The organism is Leeia oryzae DSM 17879, assembly GCF_000376945.1.
In the GTDB taxonomy this organism is placed as follows: domain Bacteria; phylum Pseudomonadota; class Gammaproteobacteria; order Burkholderiales; family Leeiaceae; genus Leeia; species Leeia oryzae.
On the sequence record NZ_AQXU01000025.1, the window covers coordinates 678,785 to 702,125 of the forward strand.

Genomic DNA, 23,341 nt, shown 5'->3' on the forward strand with positions numbered 1-23,341 from the left:
CGCTGTATTCAACCAAGTGTACTCAGGAGAGTGTCCCATGACTGCTTCACATCCCGTCATCCGCAAAATGACCACCACTTTCAAACTTTGTGCCATGGCCAGTGCCATCGTCAGTGCCGGCCTGATTTCATCGCAGGCACTGGCAGCCACACCCGCAGGCACGCTGGTGATTGGCAAGGCTGCAGACCCGCAAACGCTGGACCCGGCCATTACCATTGATAACAACGACTGGACCGTGACGTACCCGGCCTACCAGCGACTGATCCGTTACAAGGTAGTGGGTGGTAAAGGCACCACGCAGGTAGAGGGCGACCTGGCCAGTGGCTGGACCTCGTCTGCAGATGGGCTGACCTGGGAATTCAAGCTGAAAAAAGGCCAGAAGTTTGACGATGGCAGCGCCGTGACCGCCGATGCCGTGAAGTACTCGTTCGAACGCATGCTCAAAGCCGGCCAGGGTCCGTCCGAAGCCTTCCCGAGCGACATGAAAGTGGACGTCAGCAGCCCGGACACCGTCAAGTTCACCCTGACCAAACCCTATTCGCCGTTCTTGTACACGCTGGCCAATAACGGTGCCAGCATCGTCAACCCGGCAGTGGTAGAAAAACAGGGCACCGCCTATCTGGCCAAAGCCACTGCAGGTTCCGGTCCGTTCCGACTGGTAAGCTGGCAAAAAGGCCAGTCGCTGATACTGGAACCCAACCCTTACTACGCTGGCACCAAACCGTCACTAAAACAAGTGGTCGTAAAAATCATTGGTGATGCGTCCAGCCGTCGCCTGCAACTGGAAAACGGCGATCTCGATGTGGCAGAAGACCTGCCTGAAGACCAACTGGCGTCCATCAGCAAAAAACCGGGCGTCACGGTAGCCGCCTTCCCGTCTTTGCGGGTGACCTACCTGTACCTCAACAACAAGAAAGGACCGATGAGTGATGTCAACATGCGTCGTGCCATTTCGTATGCCACGGATTACAGCGGCATCATCAAAGGGGTGTTGAAAGGTAACGCCAAACAGATGCGCGGCGCCATTCCGGAAGGCATGTGGGGGTTTGATCCGAAAGCCATGCAGTACAGTCTCAATCTGGCCAAGGCCAAACAGCTGATTGATGGTTCAACCGGCAAAGGCGCGACCCTGAACTTTGTCTATTCGTCCAAAGACCCGAACTGGGAACCGATTGCCATCAGTACCCAGGCAACTCTGGGTGCCCTGGGTGTGAAGGTGAAACTGGAAAACCTGGCCAATGCCACCATGCGTGAACGCGTCGGCAAAGGTGACTACGATATCGCCATCGGTAACTGGAGCCCGGACTTTGCCGATCCGTACATGTTCATGAACTACTGGTTCGACTCTGAAAAAGAGGGTTTGCCAGGTAACCGTTCATACTACAACAACCCGACAGTCGATAAGCTGGTGCGTCAGGCCGCGTCCCTGACAGACCAGAAGGAGCGTACCAAGCTGTACCAGCAAGCCCAGAAGATCGTCATCAATGAGGCCGGCTATGTGTACCTGTTCCAGAAAAACTATCAGGTAGGTTTGCGGGCCAATGTAAAAGGCTTCGCATTCAACCCGATGCTGGAAAGTGTCTTCAACATCGACACCATGGTTAAACGCTGATTTATTGGCCGGATGCGCTGGCGGGCAGTTTGTCCGCCAGCGCACACCAGCATGACATATAGCATGAGGCGGTTATGGCATTTCTGCGCATGATAAAAAAACGGTTGCTCGGGTTGTTACTGGTTGTACTGGGGGTGTCTTTTATCACCTTTGCCATTTCGCATCTGATTCCGGGAGACCCCGCACGTCTGATTGCCGGTGATAAAGCCTCGGAAGAAATCGTCCAGAATATTCGCGAGCAACTGGGGCTAAACCAGCCCCTCTACATCCAGTACGGTACCTATCTCAAAGGGTTGGCTACCGGTGATCTGGGCACTTCCATCCGTACCACCCGACCGGTACTGGAAGACCTGAAGGCCTTCTTTCCGGCCACGCTGGAACTCTCGCTGGTAGCCTTGCTGTTTGCCAGTGCGCTGGGCATTCCGCTGGGGGTGATCTCGGCGGTCTATAAAGACAAACCCATCGATCAGGTCGTCAGGACACTGGCCGTCACCGGGATATCCACGCCCGCATTCTGGCTGGGCTTGGGGGTCATCGTGGTGTTTTACGGCAAACTGGGCTTGCTACCGGGTGGTGGCCGGATTGACGAAGGACTAACGCCACCCGCCGCCATGACCGGGTTTTACCTGATTGATACTCTACTCCAAGGTGACAAAGCCGCCTTTGTGAGCGCGCTCAAACATATTCTGTTACCGGCATTTACCCTCGGGTTTGTGCATCTGGGTGTGGTGGCCCGGCAAATCCGCTCGGCCATGCTGGAACAATTGCAGGAAGACTATATCCGTACCGCCAAAGCCAATGGCACCTCCAAATGGGGCGTCATCCTGCATCATGCCCTGCCCAACGCTCTGATACCGTCGGTGACGGTCATCGGCCTGGCACTGGGCGATCTATTGTACGGCGCGGTACTGACCGAAACCGTCTTTGCCTGGCCAGGCATGGGCGCCTACGTGGTGAACTCTATCCAGGCGCTGGACTTCCCGGCAGTGATGGGATTTGCCGTGGTGGTGTCCTTCGCTTATGTCATTGTTAACCTGATTGTGGACATGCTGTACATGCTGATTGATCCACGCATTTCCGAGGTAAGCTGATCATGAATGCCATGACAGAACAAACCCTGCCAACAGCGCCAGACATCCAGCCGGCCGCCGCATCCGGCTTGGGGTATTTTTTCTACAAGGTGAAGAAAAGCCCGCTGACGGTGGCCGGCCTCTTTATCATCCTGTTCATGCTGGCCATGATGCTGTTTGCCCCATGGTTGGCAACGCACGACCCGAATGCGATTGACCTGATGTACCGGCTGTTGCCCCCCTCGGCTGAGCACTGGTTCGGAACCGATGAAGTGGGACGAGACATCTATAGCCGGATCATTTTCGGCAGCCGCCAGTCGATCAGTGTCGGCCTGTTTGTCGTGGCTGTCTCCGGCGTGATCGGTGCACTGATTGGCTGTTTCTCTGGCGTGGTGGGTGGCCGGACTGACCGGGTCATCATGCGTTTGATGGATGTAATGTTGTCCGTACCATCACTGGTGCTAACCATGGCGCTCGCCGCGGCGCTGGGCGCCAGCCTGTTTAACGCCATGCTCGCCATTGCGGTGGTGCGCATTCCCTACTATGTGCGACTGGCCCGCGGACAAGCGCTCGGCATTCGCGAAATGGGCTATGTCAAAGCCGCCCGCACCTTCGGCGCCAGCCGCTGGCACATTGTCAGCTGGCACGTCATCCGCAATGCCCTGCCACCGCTGATCGTACAAGCCACGCTGGATATTGGCGGCACCATCCTGATGGCAGCCGCACTGGGTTTTATTGGCCTGGGGGCGCAACAACCCACGGCCGAATGGGGGGCTATGGTCGCCACCGGTCGCAATTATGTACTCGACCAATGGTGGTACTCCGGCTTTCCCGGCTTGGCCATCCTGATCACCGCGACCGGTTTTAACCTGTTTGGTGACGGGATTCGCGACATTCTGGACCCCAAGCAGAAGGGCAAATAATCATGACACAGAACCCGGTATTGTCGATTAACGACCTGAGCATCGAGTTCCCGGTGTACAAAGGCGCAGTCAAAGCGCTGAACGGGGTTTCACTCCACGTCAACGAAGGGGAAATTGTCGGGGTGGTCGGTGAATCCGGCTCTGGCAAATCGGTGACGTCGATGATGGCCATGAAACTGCTGCCCGAAGGCAGCTATCGCGTCACCCAGGGGGATATTTCCATTCTGGGTACCGACATCATCCACGCATCGGAAAAAACCATGCGTACGCTGCGCGGTGGCGACGTGGCGATGATTTTTCAGGAGCCGATGACGGCGCTGAACCCCACCCGGAAAATCGGCATCCAGATGACGGATGTCATCCGCCTGCATCGCAGGCTGGATAATGATGCCGCCAGACAGCTCGCCATTAGCCTGCTAAAGGACATGCACATTGCCGACCCGGAAAGCACGCTGCAACGTTACCCGTTCGAACTCTCTGGCGGCATGCGCCAGCGGGTGCTGATTGCACTGGCGTTTTCGTGCAACCCGAGGCTGATCATTGCCGATGAGCCCACCACGGCGCTGGATGTTACGGTACAAAAACAGGTCTTGATGCTGTTAAAAGCCAAGGCACGAGAACTGAAAACGGCCATTCTGTTTATCACCCATGACATGGCCGTGGTATCGCAGTTTTGCGACCGCGTCTATGTCATGTACGCAGGCAGTCTGGTAGAAGCAGGTAGCACGCGGCAGGTCCTGCATGCGCCCCGGCACCCCTATACCCGCGGGCTGATGGCCGCCCTGCCGGAACTTGCTACCCCCGGCAGCCAGTTACAAGCCATCCCGGGCAACGTCCCGGACTTGTCCCGCTTGCCCGCTGGCTGCGCTTTTGCATCCCGCTGCCCGTCTCGGTCTGACAAATGCAACCAGAAACCGGTTCTGACCAGCATCCATGAAGCCACTACACATCAGGTGGCGTGCTGGCACCCCGCCCTCCAGGAGGAACTTGCCGTATGACTACCATGCCTGTCTTGAGCCTGAAGGACATTCAGGTCCGATTCCCGGTCAATCCGGACTGGCGGGGTCGCCCGCGGCAGCACGTGCATGCCTTGAACGGTATCTCGCTGGAGATTGCGAAGGGAGAAACACTCGGCATTGTTGGTGAGTCCGGTTGCGGAAAAAGTACCATGGCCCAAGTGCTGATCGGCTTATTGCAGCCCACTCAGGGTGAAATGACGCTGTCTTCCGGCAAGAGCAACGGCAAAGGCGGCATGCAAATCGTGTTTCAAGATCCGCAATCATCGCTCAACCCCCGATTGCCGGTCTGGAAAATCATCACCGAACCGGTATTTGCAGCCGCCAACCGCAAAGTGGACAAGGCCGCCATGCGTGAGCTGGCACAGCAACTGGCTGCTCAGGTCGGTATCCGGCCAGAATACATTGACCGATTCCCGCATGAATTCTCCGGCGGCCAGCGGCAACGGATTGCCATTGCACGCGCGCTGGCAGCAGAACCCGACATCATCGTACTGGATGAGCCAACCTCTGCACTGGATATCTCGGTACAGGCACAGATACTCAACCTGCTGGCCGAACTGCAGCGCAGCCGGCAACTCACCTTCATCCTGATTTCACACAATGTCTCGGTCGTCCGGCATATGTGCAACCGGGTGGCCGTGATGTATCTGGGGCAGATTGTCGAAATCGGTGATGCCGCCCAGGTCCTGGAACATCCGGCCCATCCGTATACTCAGTTGCTACTGGCTTCTGTGCCCACGCTGGAAAGCGTGCAGGATGAATCCGCCGTGCCGGAAAATGTGGAACTGCCAAGTAACCGGGTGCTACCAACTGGGTGCTACTTCAAGGACCGCTGTCCATCGGCATCATCGGCCTGCCTGCAACCGCAAGTATTGAAGCAGATCAGCACGCAAAGCCAGGAGCACGAAGCCCGCTGCCATCTGGCTCATCCGGACTGATCCACGCTACCCGCAGACAAAAAAAGCGGCCACAGTTGCCTGTGGCCGTAATTTTGCTCGAGGAAAGCCCTACGTCACTACTCAACTGCTACAACCACAGCTACAACCACAGCTACAACGCTTACAATTTGATCATGACATGGCGGACACAGGTATAGTCTTCCAGTGCATAGATCGACATATCCTTGCCGTAACCGGATTTCTTCATCCCGCCGTGTGGCATCTCGGTGGTCAGCATGAAGTGGGTATTGACCCAGGTACAACCATACTGCAGCTGGGAGGCCACGTTCATGGCCTTGCTGACATCCTTGGTCCAGACAGAACTGGCCAGTCCGTAGTCGGAATCATTCGCCCATTTCACCGCATCGGCTTCATCGTCAAAGCGGGTCACCGAGACCACAGGGCCAAAGACTTCACGGCGGACAATCTCGTCGTTCTGCAAGGCGCCAGCCACCACGGTTGGCTCGTAGAAGAAGCCGCGCGCACCACCCACCTTGCCACCAGCGGTAATTTCCACATGTGACTGCTGTGCTGCACGCTCGACAAAGCTGGCGACCCGGTTACGCTGGCGCTCGGAAATCAGCGGGCCCATTTCAACGCCGGCGTCTTCCTGCTCGCCATACTTGATACTGGACACGGCGCTGGACAAGTCAGCCACCAGTTTTTCATAAATGCCCTTGCCGGCATAAATGCGGCAAGCAGCGGTACAGTCCTGACCGGCGTTGTAGTAACCGAAGGTACGGATACCTGCGACCACTTCTTCCAGATCGGCATCGTTAAACACAATGACCGGTGCCTTGCCGCCCAGTTCCAGATGGGTACGCTTGAGGCTCTTGCCGGCAATTTCCAGAATCTTCTGCCCGGTTGATACATCACCGGTCAGCGACACCATGCGGACTTGCGGCTGGGCAATCAGCGGCGCTCCGACCGATTCGCCACGGCCAGTCACTACGTTGACCACGCCCTGCGGGAAAATCTCGGCCATCAGCTGGCCCAGACGCAAGGTGGTCAGCGGGGTTTGCTCGGAAGGCTTGATCACCACGGTGTTACCGGTGGCAATGGCCGGGCCGATCTTCCAGGCCGCCATCATCAGCGGATAGTTCCAAGGGGCGATCGAGGCAATCACGCCCAGCGGATCACGGCGGATCATGCTGGTGTGGCCGCTCAGATATTCGCCCGCCACCGGGCCGGTCAGGTTGCGTACGGCACCGGCAAAGAAGCGGAACACATCGGCTACCGCCGGGATTTCGTCATTCAGGGCCGCCAGGTAAGGTTTGCCGCAGTTCAGCGATTCCAGACGGGCAAACTCCTCCCCGCGCGCTTCAATGGCATCGGCCAGTTTCAGCATCATGTTGCTACGGTCTTTTGGCGAAGTTCTTGCCCAGGCATTAAAGGCCGCTTCTGCAGAGGCCACCGCCGCCTGCACCTGCTCAAGAGAGGCCTCCGGCACCTTGCACAGCACTTCACCCGTCGACGGGTTCAGCACATCTTCATGATCACCTTCACCGGTCACCAGCTGGCCATTGATCAACAGCTGGGTTGGAAATTGAACACCATTCATGTCAAACGCTCCTGCGGAGTTAAAACGGTTGGTGAGAACAACACTCTTTGTTATACGGGCCTGCTTACTTGCTGCTGCCGGCAACCGACTCGGTTCCCTTGGTCAGGTAGTACGCCAGCAAAATCGGGACGGTGGTAATCAGCATGATCAGCATCGCCACCACGTTGGTAACGGGTGCATCCCGCGGTCTGGTCAGCTGGTTCAGCAACCAGATCGGCAACGTCTTCTCGTGACCGGCGGTAAAGGTAGTCACGATCAGTTCGTCAAATGACAAGGCAAAGGCCAGAATACCGCCTGCCAGCAAGGCCGTGGCAATCTGCGGCAGCACCACGCGGCGGAAGGTCATGAACCCGTCCGCGCCCAGATCCATCGACGCCTCGACCAGGCTGTGCGGAATGCGCCGGAAACGAGCCACCACGTTGTTGTAGACCATCACCACGCAGAAGGTGGCGTGACCGATCACGATGGTCCAGAAGTTGGGTTCCAGCCCCAGCATCTTGAAGGCCGCCAGCAAGGCAATACCGGTAATGATCCCCGGTAGTGCAATCGGGATGATCAGCATCATGGTGATGGCGTCTTTGCCAAAAAATACCCGGCGATACAGCGCGGCAGCGGCCATGGTACCCAGAATCATCGCCAGCACCGTTGCACAGGCAGCCACCTTCAGCGACAGCCACACGGCATCCAGCACATCCTGGCGGGCAGCGGCTTCAGCAAACCAGCGCAGGGTCCAGCCCTTGATCGGGAAGCTGAACGCGCTTTCTTCGGTATTAAAGGCGTAAATCACAATCATCAGGATCGGGAAGTGCAAGAACACCAACCCGCCATAGGCCAGCCCTTTGAGCCAGTGCGGCGCACGTGGCTGACCGGTATCAACAGAACGCTTAAAGCGCATCGAAAGCCCCCAGTCTTTTGGCCAGATTCAGATAAATCCCGATCAGGACAATCGGCACCACCGTAAATGCGGCCGCCATCGGAATATTGCCGATCGACCCCTGCATGGTGTACACCATGGTGCCGATGAACAGCCCGGAGGGGCCGATCAGCTGCGGAATGATGTAGTCGCCCAGCGTCAGCGAGAAGGTGAAAATGGAGCCGGCAATCACCCCGGGAATGGCCAGAGGCAACAACACGTTGCGGAAGGTCTGCGCCGGTCTGGCCCCCAGATCGGCCGAGGCTTGCAACAGGCTGGGCGGAACGCGCTCCAGCGCGGCCTGGATCGGCAGGATCATGAATGGCAGCCAGATATAGGTAAACACCATGAATCGGCCGATATGGGAAGTAGACAAAGTATTGCCCCCCACATACGGCAAGGCCAGAAATGCCTCCAGCCCCTGGGTTAGGCCCAGCCGGTCAATCACCCAGTACACGATGCCGCCCTTGGCCAGAATCACCGTCCAGCCATAGGCTTTGACGATATAACTGGCCCACATCGGCAGCATCACCGCCACATAGAAAAACCCTTTTTCGACGCCGGACGCATAACGCGCCATGTAGTACGCCATCGGGAACGCCAGAAAGATAGACGCAATCGTGACCGCTACCGCCATGAAGAAGGTACGCAGTACGATGTCGGCGTTGGCAATTTCAAACAGGTTCTTGTAGTTGGCCAGGGTAAACTCCGGCAACACGCTCATGGTGAAATCGTCAAAGGTATAAAAGCTTTGCCCCAGCAGGGCGAACAACGACCCCAGATACACCACGCCAAACCACAACAGCGGCGGCACCAGCAACAGCAACAGATACAGGTTGCTGCGGCGGTACAGCAGGTTGGAGAAAGATCGCAACACCCCGTGCTGGCGCATGGATAATGTACTCATCACGGACCTCTTATCCTGCCTGCAACATCACCATGGCGGACACCGGCCATGAGAGTTGCACCTGAGAACCGATGACTGGCAGGGCATGGTCATCGGCGTCCTGATTGGCCACCATCACCGCAAACAGTTTCTGCTCGACCTGCACCTCGACCCGGCTGGTGGCACCGTGGTATTGCACATCGGCCACTTCACCAGCCACGCCCAGACGATCGGCCGGCAATTCGCCAGTAGTGGCAAAACTGATATGTTCCGGCCGGATGGAGAACGGCTGCGTCTGGCCGGTGATGCGTTCTGCCAGCGCACCGGTGATCACGTTGGCGGTCCCGACAAAATCCGCGACAAACGTGGTTTTCGGACGTGTGTACAACAGTTTGGGGGCGTCGACCTGCTCGATACGGCCATTGTTAAATACCGCCACCCGGTCAGACATCGACAAGGCCTCGCCCTGGTCATGCGTCACATAGATAAAAGTAATGCCCAGTTTGCGGTGCAGGGTTTTCAGCTCGACCTGCATCTGCTCGCGCAGTTTCAGATCCAGCGCGCCCAACGGTTCGTCCAGCAGCAGCACGCGTGGCTGGTTCACCAGCGCACGTGCCAGGGCCACCCGCTGACGCTGGCCACCCGATAGCTGGCCTGGCTTGCGGTCCCCATAGCCCGGCAACGCCACCATCTCCAATGCTTCTTCTGCTTTGCGCTCGCGTTCGGTTTTGCCGATGCCCTTGACCATCAAACCGTAGGCCACGTTATCGCGGATATTCATGTGCGGAAACAGCGCATAGTCCTGAAACACCGTGTTCACGTCGCGCTCGTACGGCGGCACCCCGGCCGCTTCCTGACCAAAAATGCGGATGCTGCCCGTGCTGGGTTGTTCAAACCCGGCAATCAGCCGCAAGGACGTGGTCTTGCCGGAGCCACTCGGGCCCAGCATGGAAAAAAATTCGCCTTCCCGCACTTGTACCGAGACATTGTCTACGGCGCGGGTCTGACCAAAGATACGGCTTACTTGTGTAAACTCGACCGCGAACGTCATGCGTCGAATCCTTTATGCTGGCTCGTGGCAGCGCCACGAGAAGAGAAAAAACAGCCTCAGCGGCACGGAACGTGCCGTTGATCTACCACCGTCCGGCCCGCCTTGCAGCAGGCCAGGACGTCCTTCACCCTGCCATGTGGCGCTTAACGGCCGCCCATGATGGCGATGTAGTCCTGAGTCCAGCGGCTATACGGTACGCAGCTAGACTGGGTGGTACATTTGGCCTGTGGCGTTTTCCAGAAACGGATCTGGGCAAACCGGTCAAAGCCGTTGTCTTTACAGAAAGCAGACCCGCCAGGGGCTTTTTCGTTACAGGCAGCTGGTGCCGCTGGCAAAGAGCCAAACCATTCGGCCAGTGCAGATTGCAGCTTGTTGTTCAGCGACCAGTCCATCCACTTGTATGCACAGTTCGGATGCTTGGCATCGGCATGCATCATGGTGGTATCTGCCCAGCCAGTAGCACCTTCTGCCGGAATCACCGAATCAATCGGCTGTTTCTCGCCTTTCAGTGCATTAACCTGATACGGCCATGCACCGGAAGCAGCAACCCCTTCGTTTTTGAAGTCGTTCATTTGCACGGTAACGTCATGCCAGTAGCGATGGGTCAGCGTTTTTTGCTGGCGCAGCAACTTCAACACGGCCGCATACTGGGTTTCGTTCAGTTCGTACGGGTCTTTGATGCCCAGCTTCGGATTTTTCTTCATCAGGTACAGTGCCGCGTCGGCAATGTAGATGGCGCCGTCGTAGGCTTGTACACGGCCTTTGTTTGGCTTGCCGTCCGGCAGGTTTTGCGGCTCGAACACCACCGACCATGACGTTGGCGCTTTAGGGAATACTTTGGTGCTGTACATCAGCACGTTCGGCCCCCATTGGTAAGGCACGCCATAATGCTTGCCGGCCACGGTATGCCATGGCGCATTCTGCAAACGCTTGTCGACGTTCTTCCAGGAAGGAATCAGTGAGGTATTGATTTCTTGCACTTTTTTGCCATACACCAGACGCAGGCTGGCATCGCCGGATGCCGTTACCAGGTCATAACCGCCCTGGTTCATCAGGGACACCATCTCGTCCGAGGTACCTGCGGTTTTCACGTTCACCTTACAGCCGCTAGCCTGCTCGAAACCGGTTACCCAGTCATAATTCTTGTCAGACTCGCCACGCTCGATATACCCAGGCCAGGCGATGATATCCAGACGCCCTTCACCAGCGCCCACCTTGGTCATGCCGGCAGACATGGCAGAACTGGCAACCAGCGCGGTTGCGACGACCAAAACACTTTGACGTAATTTTATGTGGCTCATCTTTTGACTCCCTCCGAGGACCTGATCAGGAAACACTTGGTTTGCATGCAACTACATATCCACTACATTCCAATTGGATGTTTTTATTGTAGTGAACAAATTTGAGATTGCACCAGAACGTAATTCAGATATAAATTATCTGAAAAACCGATATCACTTATTTATCAGGTATTTGGAGAGGGAAAGGCAGCAAAAAGGCTCAGGAACGCCCATGGGCACGGCTATGTTCGCGTGCAACGATCAGAAAATTCTGGGTAGCTTCAGAAGAAATGGACCCCCGCCGCCAGGCAACGCCCAGCGCCAGTGTCGGCAGCTCCTCGGCAATTGCCCGTACTTCCAGGCGATCGCCTTCCAGTGTCCAGGGGCGATAGAGCAAATCCGGCAACACAGAAACCCCTGCGCCTGTCGCTACCAGGCTACGTACGGCTTCCACCGAGGCCGTACGTGTCCCGGTTCTGGGGCGAATTCCCGCCGCACGCCAGTAGGCATGGCTGGTGTTTTCCAGCTCGTCCAGCCGCAACATGATGAAGCGCTCGTCGGCCAAATCCTTGATGGAAATGGTTTTTTCTTCCGTCAGCGGATGATTGGCAGGCAACCACAACCGCCAGGGTGACGTAACCAGCGCCTCGGACTCCAGTGCCTGCCGGTTCTCCAGCTGAGACACCATCAACACCGCCACATCCAGCTCGCCGTTGACCAGCAGATGCTCCAGATAGTCGCGCTGGTCTTCTACCACACGCACATCCACTTGCGGGAAGATGCGGCGGTATCGGTCTAACAGATAGGGTAGATAGTACCCTGTCACCAGACTGGTCACCCCCACATTCAGGGTGCCGGACATGGTATCGGGACGTGCCGACAGTGCCTGCCGTGCGTTACGGACAGATGCCATGATCTGGTGTGCATGGCGCAGAAACTGATGCCCTGCATGCGTCAGTACCATGCCACGCGCATGACGCTGGAACAGGGTGGCCCCCAGATCGCCTTCCAGGGATTTGATCGCCTCGGTGACGACCGACTGGGAAATGTTCAGCGACTGTGTAGCCCCGGTAATGGACTCGGCCTCAGCCACTGCAATGAAGTAACGAATGTTCTTGAGAGAGATCGCCATCTGCCCACTATAGGGAGAAACCCGGCGCTCTGTAAAGTATCAGCATCAAAAAAGCCCTTGTACCAGACAGGTACAAGGGCTTTAAGCGTACGCACCTTCCGGTGGATTAGCGCACGACTTTCAGGTCTTTCCAGCTACCGGCGTCAAACTGCTTGACGGTAATGGCGCCGCCCTTGATGTCGCCATGCGCATCAAACTGGATCTGCCCGGTCACGCCATTCATCTTGATGGCGGCCAGTTTTGGCAGGAACACTTTGGCATCGGTCGAATTGGCCTGCTGCATGGCGGTAATGATTGCCGTCATCGCATCGTAAGCATACGGTGAGTAGTTCTGGATATCCATGTTAAAGCGTGCCTTGAAACGCTTCTCGAAATCCTTGCCTTTTGGCATCTGGCTGCGTGGCAGGCCAGCTTCGGTACAGTAGGTATCCTTGGTCATGCCGGAACCCGCCAGCTTGATCATGGTAGGGCCGCAAGCACCGTCACCGGTGATGTAAGGCATGTTCATGCCCAGACGACGCATCTGTTGCAGCATCGGGCCAGCCGTTGCATCCATGCCGCCGTACAGCACCACGTCAGGCTTCTTGCCCTTGACCGAGGTCAGCACCGCCATCCAGTCGGTCGTTTTGTCAGTACCGTACTCGCGGGAAACCACTTTGCCACCTGCGGCTTTAACGGCTTTTTCGATTTCGTCCGCCAGCCCCTGGCCGTAAGCGGTACGGTCATCAATGATGGCCACGGTTTTGGCCTTCAGGTTCTGCGCAGCAAACTTGCCCATCGCGGTACCTTGCTGAACATCATTCGCCACTACGCGGAATGTAGTCTTGAAACCTTGCATGGTATAGCGCGGGTTGGTGGCCGAAGGAGAAATCTGCGGAATGCCGGCATCGCTATAAATCCGGGAGGCAGGGATAGAGGTACCAGAACCTTGGTGACCGACCACGCCTTTCACACCGGCATCGACCAGTTTCTGCGCGACAACGGTAGCGGTTCTTGGATCTGCGCCGTCATCTTCAGACACCAGCTCAAACTTGACAACCTGGCCACCGATTTTGATTTTCTTGGCGTTCGCATCTTCAATTGCCAGTTGTGCGCCAGCCTCATCATCCTTGCCGATGTGGGCAATCTGGCCACTGAGCGGACTTGCCTGACCCAGCTTCACCACGATATCGGCGTGGGCAACACCCGCCCATGCACATGCAATAGCTGCCGCAACAGCCAGTTTATTCTTTGTAAACATGTTTTATCCTTATGGTCATCACCCGCCTCTGTTATGCAGAAGGAGTAATGTGTTCTCTCTGGTATTCTGTACCCGATGCAAAAGCGTCAAGAAGTGAAAATGCTCCAACGATCCGGCTAACACTCCCAAATGGGCAATGACCTGCATGAGCTAAGACATGTATGATCACTACCAGCATCAGCGTTAGAATTTTACGCAGTAGCAACAACAGGATAAAAGTCGTGAGATAACGCAGGCGGGAAAGAAATTATCCGTAAAAGAACCGACTCAGCCTCTTGAATGAAAAAAAGCCCCTGATAGTTTCATCAGGGGCTAGGCATAACAACCCATCTTTTCAAGAGAGCCAAACAAATATCAGCGAACGACTTTAAGAACACTCCAGTTTTTCCCGTCAAACTGTTTGACAGACACCGCACCACCTTTCAGGTCACCTTTTGCATCAAACTCGATCGGACCGGTCACGCCGACCATTTTCAACGTCGCCAGTTTGGGCAAATAGACTTTCGGGTCAAAAGAATCCGCTTGCTGCATGGCGGCAATGATTGCCATCGTCGCATCGTATTCATAGGGTGAATTCAACAACACATCCATGCCGAAACGGGTTTTGAACCGTTTCTCGAACTCACGCCCTTTTGGCATTTTGTCCCGCGGTAAACCGGCTTCTGTACAGTAAACCTCTTTATTAATGACATCCTTTGCCAGATCCAGCATGCTTTGCGAACAAACACCATCCCCACCGATATACGGGGCCTTGATACCCAGCCGGCGCAACTGTTGCAGCATGGGGGCAGCGGTTGCGTCCATACCCGCATAAATGACAGCATCCACATTTTTGGCCTTCACAGACGTTAGAATCGGCATCCAGTCAGTGGTTTTATCCGTGCCAAACTCGCGCGCAGCCACTTTTCCACCTGCGGCTTTAATGGCTTTTTCCACTTCATCCGCAAGCCCTTGTCCGTATGCCGTACGATCATCGATAATCGCAACGTTTTTCGCTTTCAATTCCTGAACAGTGAAGTTACCAATAGCACCCCCTTGCTGAATATCGTTAGCGACCACCCGGAACGCTGTTTTGAACCCTTGCAAGGTATATTTTGGATTGGTTGCAGAAGGGGAAATTTGGGGAATCCCTGCCGCATTATAAATTTTGGACGCTGGAATCGTTGTCCCGGAATTCATATGGCCAATCACCCCCTTGACCCCGGCATCCACCAGTTTCTGCGCCACGACATTCCCGGTTTTGGGATCGCCTGCATCGTCTTCCGAGACCAGCTCAAATTTTACGGTTTGACCAGCAATCTTGATCTTCTTTGCATTGGCATCTTCAATTGCCAGCTTGGCACCTGCCTCGCTATCTTTGCCTAAATACGCAATCGGACCGGTCATCGGGCTCACTTGGCCCAACTTCACAACAATATCTGCATGGGCCAAACCCGCCAATGCAATCATTGCGGTGACAGCTAATCTGGAATGTTTAAACATTGTTTCTCTCCTCGTGCTTTCACTGCCGTTATCCATACTGGATGGTGAGGCAGTAAGGTTAATTCACCGATAGTCATACGCAGACATACACAACATTGCTACGAAAGACATGCGCCAAGATTAGAGCACCGAGGAGTTTTTACATTGTAGATGCTAGAGAAAAAATAGAACGTATACGACAAGCTCTTCCAGAGAGTTTTTAGAGTATCACCGACAATCGGGTTTAAGTACCAGGTCATGCAACCCGTATCTTGGCTGTTCAAGCGGGTAATTCCGCCTTGTTTCGCTTACGTAGTTGCCCAGGCGGCGTACCATAGAGTTTTCTGAAATGCCGGATAAAGTGCGCCGCATCGGAAAATCCGCACTCATAGGCGATAGTGCTGATAGGCATGTCGCTCGTGGTAATCAGCCAGCAACCATATTTCAATCGAAGCTTGCGGTAAAAGTCGGAGGGAGAGCATTCAGTCTCTGCCCAGAAAATCCTTTCCAGCTGTCGACTGCTCGTATGCAAAAGTCTGGCAATCACCGAGATTTCCAGAGGAATTGCAATATTCTTCTCCATCAAAATGATGGCCGCCTGCAATTTTTCATTGTCTGTCGATGCATAACCCAGTGCATGCTTGCGAGAAATCAGAGAGCCGGAACGCCGATGGGTCACGGTCATCTGGTGGATCACCTTTGCCGCACGATCCGGCCCGCAGTGCAACCTGATCAGCTCGGCCGCCAACTCTACGATCGACATGCCTCCGGCACATGTAACGCGATCGCCATCAAAGTGATAATCACAATTGGTCACATACTTTAGTTCAGGAAATGCAGCGCGCCAATCGCCTACATGATAAGCATGCACGCATGCGGTCTTGTCTTTCATGAGACCTGCATAAGCCAATACAAAACTGCCTGTACATATACCGATCAATGGCATATTTGCTTTTGCCAGCTTTTGCAGAAACTGTACATAACGTCCATCTGCCGACTTCATAGCCGGTAATAATCCCCCGATGACCGCAACATAATCCACTTCCAACGGCTCGGTGATGGAGGCCTGAACGGGAATCTCGACACCGCAGCTAGAGGTCACCATCTGCCCTTCCAGCCCGATAATCTTCCATGAACACCGTATCTGGCGACTCTGGTCCCCGACATCGGCGGCATGCCGTAGTGCATCGCACAAGCCTGCGAGAGACAGCAACGGGAATTGTGGCCATAACAAAATTCCTACCCGTAGTTCAACAATATGGCCAGTATCAGTGGCATTGCCCAGATGCGCAGCATCCAGCCTGCGTATCAGCGGCTTGGCATCTTCAGCACTGCCGGAAACGTCGGCAACCTGATCAGCCCTATGTGTCGCACTCATGTCGTATCCATTCTATTTTTTCTCAAGTAACTTCAATGGAAAAAGATGGCCTTGGCCTATCCTAACGCTGTCGTTCATCAAGCATCATCATGTGTAAAAACAAGCGTACACGCCCTGTTGGCACATTTGCAATAACAGGCTGACAGGCAAACAACCGGAGAGCAGCATGGAATGCTCATACCTCTCCACGTCTTGTCGTTATACAAATACCGTTTATGGCAGCACGAAGGATCAATCATGAATACGCAGCACAAGACCAGTGCGTTCCTGTCGATCGATGAGATCGCAAATCACATTCGGGCAGGGCAGCTCACCAGCGAACAGATGGTCATGCAATACATTGAGCGTACCCAACGGCTTGATAAGCAATTGCATGCCTACATTGACGTCTACAGCGATGAGGCACTCAATACAGCGAGGTTAAGAGACCAGCAAGCCCAGCGTGGCAAGTGGCTGGGCGCACTGCACGGCATCCCTGTCGCGATCAAAGACCTCTTTGACATACAAGGAAAACCCACAACCGGTGGATCAAAAGCCATTCCTGCCAGACATCCCCAAACAGATGCGACAGTGATCTCCCGATTAAAAGCGGCTGGCGCCATTATCCTCGGTAAAACACACACCGTTGAGTACGCTTTTGGCGGCTGGGGAACGAATGAGGCAATGGGAACGCCATGGAACCCATGGGACATGACAACGCACCGCATTCCTGGCGGATCAAGTAGCGGCTCGGCAGTTGCTGTCGCCGCCGGCATGGCCGCCGCGGCCATGGGCTCAGATACGGGCGGGTCCGTCAGAATACCGGCAGGGTTATGTAATCTGGTCGGGCTGAAGCCGACCGCAGGGCTGATCAGCCGCCATGGACTCATCGAACTTTGCCCGACCCATGATACGGTTGGCCCGATCACACGCACAGTGAAAGACTGCGCCCTCTTACTCGACATCATCAGTGGACCGGATACTTTAGATCCATACACCTGTCAGGCGCCTGTTCGGCAACTGGCCAATGATCTGGACATGAACCCGACGGGGCTGCGCGTCTGGGTGCTTCCGGACGCGGAGCGACAATATGTCGATATGGACGTATTAGAAATCTACGATACAGCCCTTGAAAAGCTGCAGCAACTGGGCATGCAACTGATCGATAAGCCGCTGCCCAACAGCCTTGCAGACGCCATGCAGTTAGGGGGCGCATTAATGAGCGCTGAGGGTTATGCAAAATTGGGGGGCTACTTTGAACAACCCAATGACCTGTTTGACCCGCATGTCAAACGACGCATATTACTCGGCCGGCAAACCTCTGTGGCGCACTATTTAGACTTGCTAAAACAAAGGATGTTTGCCATTTCGGCAATGCAGGCCGCCATGCGCGATATTGACCTATGCGTATTCCCAACCAACGCAATTTCTGCCATCCCGGTAAACGAAGTCGATGAACTGGCAACCCCGCTTTCCCGGCTCGGACGGTTTGTGAATCTGCTGAATTTGTGCTCACTGGCCGTACCTGCCGGCTTCTCAAAAGCGGGACTACCCGTTTCCATCCAATTCATTGGCAGTGCATTGCAAGAGCCGCGGATACTGCAGGCAGGGCATGCCTATCAACAGGCTACAACCTGGCATCAACAGTATCCGTCCGGGCTGGATGATACACACTGAATTGAATATGCAGAACGGAACACAAAGGAAGACAACATGACATACCCACTCCTGAACGACCAGGCGATCAATTCGGTACTGGACTTTCCATCGGTAATGCACGTTCTGGATGAAGCCTTGGCAGACCTGTCACAAGGCCAAGCCTCCATTCATGCAAGACAACGCTCTGCCTGCACAGACGTCAAACTCAGCACCATGGGTGCCATCTGGGCCAGCAGGCATGTGGCAGGTACCAAAATTTATCCAACCGTGGGTGGGCAATTCAGCTTTCTCATGACATTGTTTGATACGCGCCAGAATAAGCCGCTCGCCGTCATGGCGGCCAATGAACTTACCCGATACCGTACGGCCGCGATGACGGCACTGATTGCCCGCAAAGCAGCTCTTCCCTTACCCCGCAAACTTGCCCTATTTGGGTGTGGCCTACAGGGCAAGTCACAGCTCGAAGCATTAATTGGCCAATTCAAGTTTGAGGAGATTGCCATCGTTGACCCCAACGTGGATCAGGGTTGGTGCAACATGATTGCTGACAAAACCGGTAGTCATGTTCATTACTGCGATAGCAACGGCGCGGTACACGATGCCGAGATTATTGTGACGGCAACTCGTTCAAAACAAGCGGTTTTTGATGGCAACCTTGTCAAACCCGGCGCACTGATTTCTGCCATCGGCACCAGCGCACCCGATGGCAGCGAACTGGATGATGTCCTGCTGCAACGTGCACGCAAAGTGATTGTGGAATGGAAACCGCAAAGCCTCCTGGAAGCTGGTGAAGTAGTACATGGCCTTCGCAATGGTTCCCTAACGCCAGACAAGATTACCGACCTCACAGAACTCTATGCAGCAAACGCCAGCTGGAGAGACGCCGCAGAAGACATCATCGTCTTTAAGACGGTAGGTATCGGGCTGGCTGATCTTGCAACGGCTTTGCTGGCCTATCAGCGCATCACATCATCATGAGACACCAGCCCATGAAGCATGTATGTGTGATTGGTGCGGGTATCGTAGGCTGTTCTACCGCCTATATGTTAGCCAAAGAGGGTTATCAGGTGACGCTTGTTGAAGAGCAGGACGCACCGGGTAAATTGACCAGTTTTGCCAATGGTGCACAACTAAGCTACAGCTATGTTGAGCCGTTTGCCTCACCTGCCACCTTGCGCAGCCTCCCTTCCCTGCTGCTTGACGCGCATTCACCCTTTCGGCTCCGGCTAAGGGCCGACTGGCGACAATGGGCATGGTGCATGCAGTTCCTGAAAGCATGCACTTCAACGCAGGTACGTGCGGGCACGGAAGCACTTCTGACACTCTCGGCCATCAGCCGGGAGATACTCTCTCGCTGGATAGCAGAAGATAACTTGCCATTTGGATACAAAAAAAATGGCAAACTGGTACTTTGCCCGGATAGGCCAAGTTTTGACAAACAAAGAAAACAGGTCGCTTTTCAGAGAACACTGGGATGTGATCAGCAGATTCTGGGAGCAGCTGAATGTATAGACCTTGAACCTGCATTGGCTGGTTACCAGTCGCAGTTTATCGGTGGCATCTGGACTGAAAGTGAAAGCATGGGAGATTGTCACGAACTGTGCGTCGCATTGGATCATGCATTGAAACAAATGGGAAGCAACAGGAAATTTGGTACAACGGTTACCGGATTTGAAGTTCGGTCAAATAAAATCCGGGCAATTCATACCTCAGCAGGCGATATAGAGGCCGATCTGTTCGTTCTGGCAACAGGTGTACAAGCACCTGCCATGGCAAGTAAGCTTGGCATATATCTCCCTATTTATCCCATCAAAGGTTATAGCATTACCTTGCCGCTCATCAACCCTCAAAAAGCCCCTTCAACCAGCATTACGGACCTGGGAAAGAAAACGGTTTTTACCACGTTAAATGGCCAACTGAGAGTTGCGGCCATGGCAGAACTTACCGGGTTCGAGCTGGACATTCCGGCGGAGCGGATTGATACCATGGTCCAATCGGTAAATGACCTCTTCCCTGATGTCTGCAACACCTCACATGTTAATGCTTGGGCAGGCCTCAGGCCATCTACGCCAACATCTGTTCCTATGGTTCAAAAAAGCAAAATTCATAACCTGCTATTGAATGTTGGTCACGGGGCACTGGGATTTACTTTAGCACCAGGCTGTGCACGAATCATTCATGAGATAGTCCGGATGGAACCCATTTAAATACCACGGACCAAAGAAAAAACCCCCATGGGCAAGCCCACGGGGGTTTCATTTACAACACATGCTTGGCTTAGCGAACAACTTTCACATCGTTCCAGCCTTTGCCGTCGAACTGTTTAACAGTCACAGCACCACCTTTGATGTCACCTTTTGCATCAAACTGGATCGGGCCTGTTACGCCGTTCATTTTGATGGCAGCCAGTTTTGGCAGGTACACTTTAGGATCGGTAGAGTTAGCAGCTTGCATAGCGGTGATGATTGCAGTCATCGCATCGTATTCGTACGGTGCGTAGATCTGGATGTCCATACCGAACTTGGCTTTGAAGCGTTTCTCGAAGTCCTTGCCTTTTGGCATTTGGTCACGAGGCACACCAGCTTCGGTACAGTATGCGTTTTTGCTCATGCCGTCGCCAGCCAACTGGATCATTGCTGGTGTACATGCGCCATCACCCACCACGAAACCTGCGTTGATGCCCAGGCGTTTCATTTGTTGCAGCAGAGGACCAGCAGTTGCGTCCATACCGCCGTACAGTACGACGTCTGGTTTTTTCGCTTTAACGGAAGTCAGAATCGCCATCCAGTCGGTGGTTTTGTCGGTACCGTATTCACGGGCAACCACTTTACCGCCTGTTGCTTTCACTGCTTTTTCAACTTCGTCTGCCAGACCTTGGCCGTAAGCGGTGCGGTCATCGATAATCGCAACTGTTTTTGCTTTCAGTTCTTGTGTTGCGAATTTACCCATCGCGCCACCTTGCTGAACGTCGTTCGCTACTACGCGGAAGGTAGTTTTGAAACCTTGCAGGGTGTATTTAGGGTTGGTAGCAGAAGGAGAAATCTGTGGAATGCCTGCGTCGTTGTAGATTTTTGAAGCTGGAATGGAAGTACCAGAGTTCAAGTGACCAACAACACCTTTCACGCCAGCGTCAACCAGTTTCTGGGCAACAACAGTAGCAGTTTTAGGATCGGCTGCATCATCTTCAGACACCAGTTCAAAGGTAACAACCTGGCCACCGATTTTGATTTTCTTGGCGTTTGCGTCTTCGATTGCCAGTTTTGCACCGGCTTCGTTGTCTTTACCCAAGTGAGCGATCTGACCGCTCATCGGGCTAACCTGACCCAGTTTAACCACTACGTCAGCATGGGCAACACCAGCGAATGCACAAGCAGAAGCAACAGCAATAACCAGTTTTGACTTGGTGAACATACTCTCTCCTCGAACTTTAGCAACTTCAAGCTGCAAACGAAGTTGCCAAGTCAGTTTTTTCAATGTTGATGGGGGTTGATGCTGGACCATGTTTTGCACGGTGACAGCCAACGGGGAAAATTATTACGCCGTTTTCCCGAAGCTATCAAGCGTTTTCTTCGGCTCGATTTGTCCCGGGGATTTGGCCAAAAATGCCCCGGCACAAGCAAACAAGAGGCTTACAAGCCCGTTTTCGGGCTAAAAGCATGCCATAAAGCCGGATGGTACTACGTAATTTAACGGATGAATTTTCAAGGAATTTGACAGGATGTTGAAGTGCATTCCGTTCTGCGGTATAACGTCATGGTGAAAAATATTGCCCATTCCCGCTTCGCAACCGAAGTCAAATCCTTGTCCCGGCTGGCCGGACCCATCATCATCGCCCAGATTGCCCACATGCTCATGGCGGTGATCGATACCATCATGGCGGGTCAGGTCAGTGCCAATGACCTGGCTGCTGCGTCCTTAGGCAGCGGCGTTTGGGTCATTGTGTTTTTCTCTTTGCTTGGCATCGTCAGTGCCGTCGGGCCGATGGTCGCGCATGCATTTGGCGCCAAAGATTACAAGTCGATTTCCAGCCTGTCGCAGCACGGCTTGCTGCTGTCGTTCAGCGTCGGTCTGCTGGGTGCCCTGATGCTGTTCAATGCCCGGCCCATTCTGGTCTGGACAGGCGCCGACCCGACCATCATCGAACCTACCATGCTGTTTCTAAAGGGAATTGCCATCGGGACGCCATTCGGGCTGCTGTTCCGTTCGCAAGGTTTTTATTCCTCATCCGTCTCGCACTCCCGCCCCATCATGGTGATTGGGTTGATCGGACTGGCCTTGAACATCCCGCTGAACCTGGTCTTCATCTATGGTCATTTCGGGGTGCCTGCCATGGGGGGGGCCGGGTGCGGCTGGGCCAGTGGCATCATCATGACCATCACCGCGATTGTCATGCAGGTCTACACCATGAAATCGGCCCGCTACCAGGCCTTTCGCCCGCTGATGCGGCATTGGCATCTGGACTGGCATGTCATCTGGCAAATGTGCAAGCTGGGTTTTCCGACTGGCGGCGCCTATCTGGTTGAAGTATCGGCTTTTTCTGGCTCGACCCTGATGGTGGCCAGCTTGGGTGCAGCCAGTATTGGCGGTCATCAGATCATGCTCAACATGAGTGCGCTGACCTTCATGTTCCCCATGGGTATCGGTATGGCAATGACCGTGCGTATCGGCCAGCAGCTGGGCGCCAATAACCCGGCCGGTGCACGTTACAGCAGCAAGATCGGGCTGGTCATGGGCCTGTGCTGCGCCTTGTGCTCATGCACCATCATGCTGACACTGGGGAAAACCATCATTGGCTATTACAGCCCGGATCACACCGTGCAAGCCATTGCAGGCGGACTGCTGATCTTTTCGGCCAGTTTCCAGTTTTTTGATGCAACTCAGGTATGTGCAGCCTCTGCCTTGCGTGGCTACAAGATTTCTGCCCTGCCCATGATCGCCATGATCATTGCTTTCTGGTGCATTGCCTTGCCGATCGGTTACTGGATCGGGTTGCATCCGGAATGGTTCTCCATCTCGAAAGACTGGGAGCGCATGGGCGTGCGCGGCCTGTGGGCGGCACTGGTCCTGGGGCTCGGCATTGCGGCGGTCCTGCTGCTGGTGTCATTGCAGCACGTCAGCCGGAAAGCCATCCGCACGGCAGGTCACTCCCGCGAGATGGCGTCTGCCACTTCCGGTTCATGACGACACTGGCTACTTATTCAAGACATCCATAGGTACAATAGCGGCTGACCCAATCTTC

At 54.6% G+C, this 23,341-nt stretch carries 19 protein-coding genes; 9 read left to right on the forward strand and 10 right to left on the reverse strand.

Translation table 11 applies throughout. The features are described 5' to 3' along the window. Window positions 1–37: 37 nt before the first annotated feature. The 5 genes from F552_RS0116690 to F552_RS0116710 all read left to right on the forward strand — a co-directional run bounded on the left by F552_RS0116690 (window position 38) and on the right by F552_RS0116710 (window position 5,562). Window positions 38–1,612, forward strand: coding sequence for an ABC transporter substrate-binding protein (locus F552_RS0116690; protein ID WP_018152913.1), 1,575 nt, complete (start codon window positions 38–40; stop codon window positions 1,610–1,612). Between the two features lie 89 nt (window positions 1,613–1,701). Continuing rightward, entirely contained in the window at window positions 1,702–2,703 is a 1,002-nt protein-coding gene (locus F552_RS0116695; RefSeq protein WP_211208303.1) for an ABC transporter permease, read from the forward strand. Window positions 2,704–2,705: 2 nt separating this feature from the next. Then, window positions 2,706–3,605 (forward strand): D,D-dipeptide ABC transporter permease, encoded by a 900-nt coding sequence (ddpC, locus tag F552_RS0116700; RefSeq protein ID WP_018152915.1) that lies wholly within the window; start codon window positions 2,706–2,708, stop codon window positions 3,603–3,605. Between the two features lie 2 nt (window positions 3,606–3,607). Then, a complete protein-coding gene (locus F552_RS0116705) occupies window positions 3,608–4,603 on the forward strand; it encodes an ABC transporter ATP-binding protein (RefSeq protein WP_018152916.1) in 996 nt (331 codons plus the stop codon). Then, a complete protein-coding gene (locus tag F552_RS0116710; RefSeq protein ID WP_018152917.1) occupies window positions 4,600–5,562 on the forward strand; it encodes an oligopeptide/dipeptide ABC transporter ATP-binding protein in 963 nt (320 codons plus the stop codon). The genes F552_RS0116705 and F552_RS0116710 overlap by 4 nt, the downstream gene beginning before the upstream one ends. Before the next feature lie 121 nt (window positions 5,563–5,683). Here F552_RS0116710 and F552_RS0116715 read toward each other — a convergent pair whose 3' ends face one another. The 9 genes from F552_RS0116715 to F552_RS0116755 all read right to left on the reverse strand — a co-directional run bounded on the left by F552_RS0116715 (window position 5,684) and on the right by F552_RS0116755 (window position 16,464). Beyond that, a complete protein-coding gene (locus tag F552_RS0116715; RefSeq protein ID WP_018152918.1) occupies window positions 5,684–7,123 on the reverse strand; it encodes a gamma-aminobutyraldehyde dehydrogenase in 1,440 nt (479 codons plus the stop codon). A gap of 64 nt (window positions 7,124–7,187) precedes the next feature. Further along, window positions 7,188–8,018, reverse strand: coding sequence for an ABC transporter permease (locus F552_RS0116720; RefSeq protein ID WP_018152919.1), 831 nt, complete (start codon window positions 8,016–8,018; stop codon window positions 7,188–7,190). After that, on the reverse strand, window positions 8,008–8,943 hold the full coding sequence (locus F552_RS0116725) for an ABC transporter permease (protein WP_026182842.1): 936 nt from the start codon (window positions 8,941–8,943) through the stop codon (window positions 8,008–8,010). Before F552_RS0116725 ends, F552_RS0116720 begins: the two co-directional genes overlap by 11 nt. Window positions 8,944–8,953: 10 nt before the next feature. After that, the gene (locus F552_RS0116730) at window positions 8,954–9,973 is read right to left on the reverse strand and encodes an ABC transporter ATP-binding protein (protein ID WP_018152921.1); all 1,020 of its coding nucleotides are present in this window, start codon (window positions 9,971–9,973) and stop codon (window positions 8,954–8,956) included. A gap of 143 nt (window positions 9,974–10,116) precedes the next feature. Further along, complete coding sequence (locus F552_RS0116735) at window positions 10,117–11,274, reverse strand: ABC transporter substrate-binding protein (protein WP_211208304.1); 1,158 nt, start codon at window positions 11,272–11,274, stop codon at window positions 10,117–10,119. Between the two features lie 199 nt (window positions 11,275–11,473). Next, window positions 11,474–12,385, reverse strand: a complete 912-nt coding sequence (locus F552_RS0116740; protein WP_018152923.1) for a LysR family transcriptional regulator — start codon at window positions 12,383–12,385, stop codon at window positions 11,474–11,476. A gap of 106 nt (window positions 12,386–12,491) precedes the next feature. Next, window positions 12,492–13,625 carry a branched-chain amino acid ABC transporter substrate-binding protein gene (locus F552_RS0116745; protein WP_018152924.1) on the reverse strand — a complete coding sequence of 378 codons (1,134 nt, stop codon included), beginning with the start codon at window positions 13,623–13,625 and terminating at the stop codon, window positions 12,492–12,494. Window positions 13,626–13,979: 354 nt separating this feature from the next. Continuing rightward, on the reverse strand, window positions 13,980–15,107 hold the full coding sequence (locus F552_RS0116750; protein ID WP_026182844.1) for a branched-chain amino acid ABC transporter substrate-binding protein: 1,128 nt from the start codon (window positions 15,105–15,107) through the stop codon (window positions 13,980–13,982). A gap of 259 nt (window positions 15,108–15,366) precedes the next feature. Then, window positions 15,367–16,464, reverse strand: coding sequence for a GlxA family transcriptional regulator (locus F552_RS0116755; RefSeq protein WP_018152926.1), 1,098 nt, complete (start codon window positions 16,462–16,464; stop codon window positions 15,367–15,369). 237 nt (window positions 16,465–16,701) lie between these two features. On the opposite strand from F552_RS0116755, the gene F552_RS0116760 reads away from it, so the two are divergent. The 3 genes from F552_RS0116760 to F552_RS0116770 are packed head-to-tail and all read left to right on the forward strand — an operon-like array spanning window position 16,702 to window position 20,309. Beyond that, window positions 16,702–18,120: an amidase gene (locus F552_RS0116760; protein WP_018152927.1), complete on the forward strand. Its 1,419-nt coding sequence runs from the start codon at window positions 16,702–16,704 to the stop codon at window positions 18,118–18,120. A 36-nt stretch (window positions 18,121–18,156) separates the two neighbouring features. Further along, the gene (locus F552_RS0116765; protein ID WP_018152928.1) at window positions 18,157–19,080 is read left to right on the forward strand and encodes an ornithine cyclodeaminase family protein; all 924 of its coding nucleotides are present in this window, start codon (window positions 18,157–18,159) and stop codon (window positions 19,078–19,080) included. Window positions 19,081–19,091: 11 nt separating this feature from the next. Next, window positions 19,092–20,309 carry a D-amino acid dehydrogenase gene (locus F552_RS0116770; protein WP_018152929.1) on the forward strand — a complete coding sequence of 406 codons (1,218 nt, stop codon included), beginning with the start codon at window positions 19,092–19,094 and terminating at the stop codon, window positions 20,307–20,309. A 70-nt stretch (window positions 20,310–20,379) separates the two neighbouring features. Here the strand turns inward: F552_RS0116770 and F552_RS0116775 are convergent, their stop codons facing one another. Next, window positions 20,380–21,513, reverse strand: a complete 1,134-nt coding sequence (locus F552_RS0116775; RefSeq protein WP_018152930.1) for a branched-chain amino acid ABC transporter substrate-binding protein — start codon at window positions 21,511–21,513, stop codon at window positions 20,380–20,382. A 342-nt stretch (window positions 21,514–21,855) separates the two neighbouring features. On the opposite strand from F552_RS0116775, the gene F552_RS0116780 reads away from it, so the two are divergent. Continuing rightward, a complete protein-coding gene (locus F552_RS0116780; RefSeq protein ID WP_018152931.1) occupies window positions 21,856–23,283 on the forward strand; it encodes an MATE family efflux transporter in 1,428 nt (475 codons plus the stop codon). The last annotated feature ends 58 nt before the right edge of the window (window positions 23,284–23,341 follow it).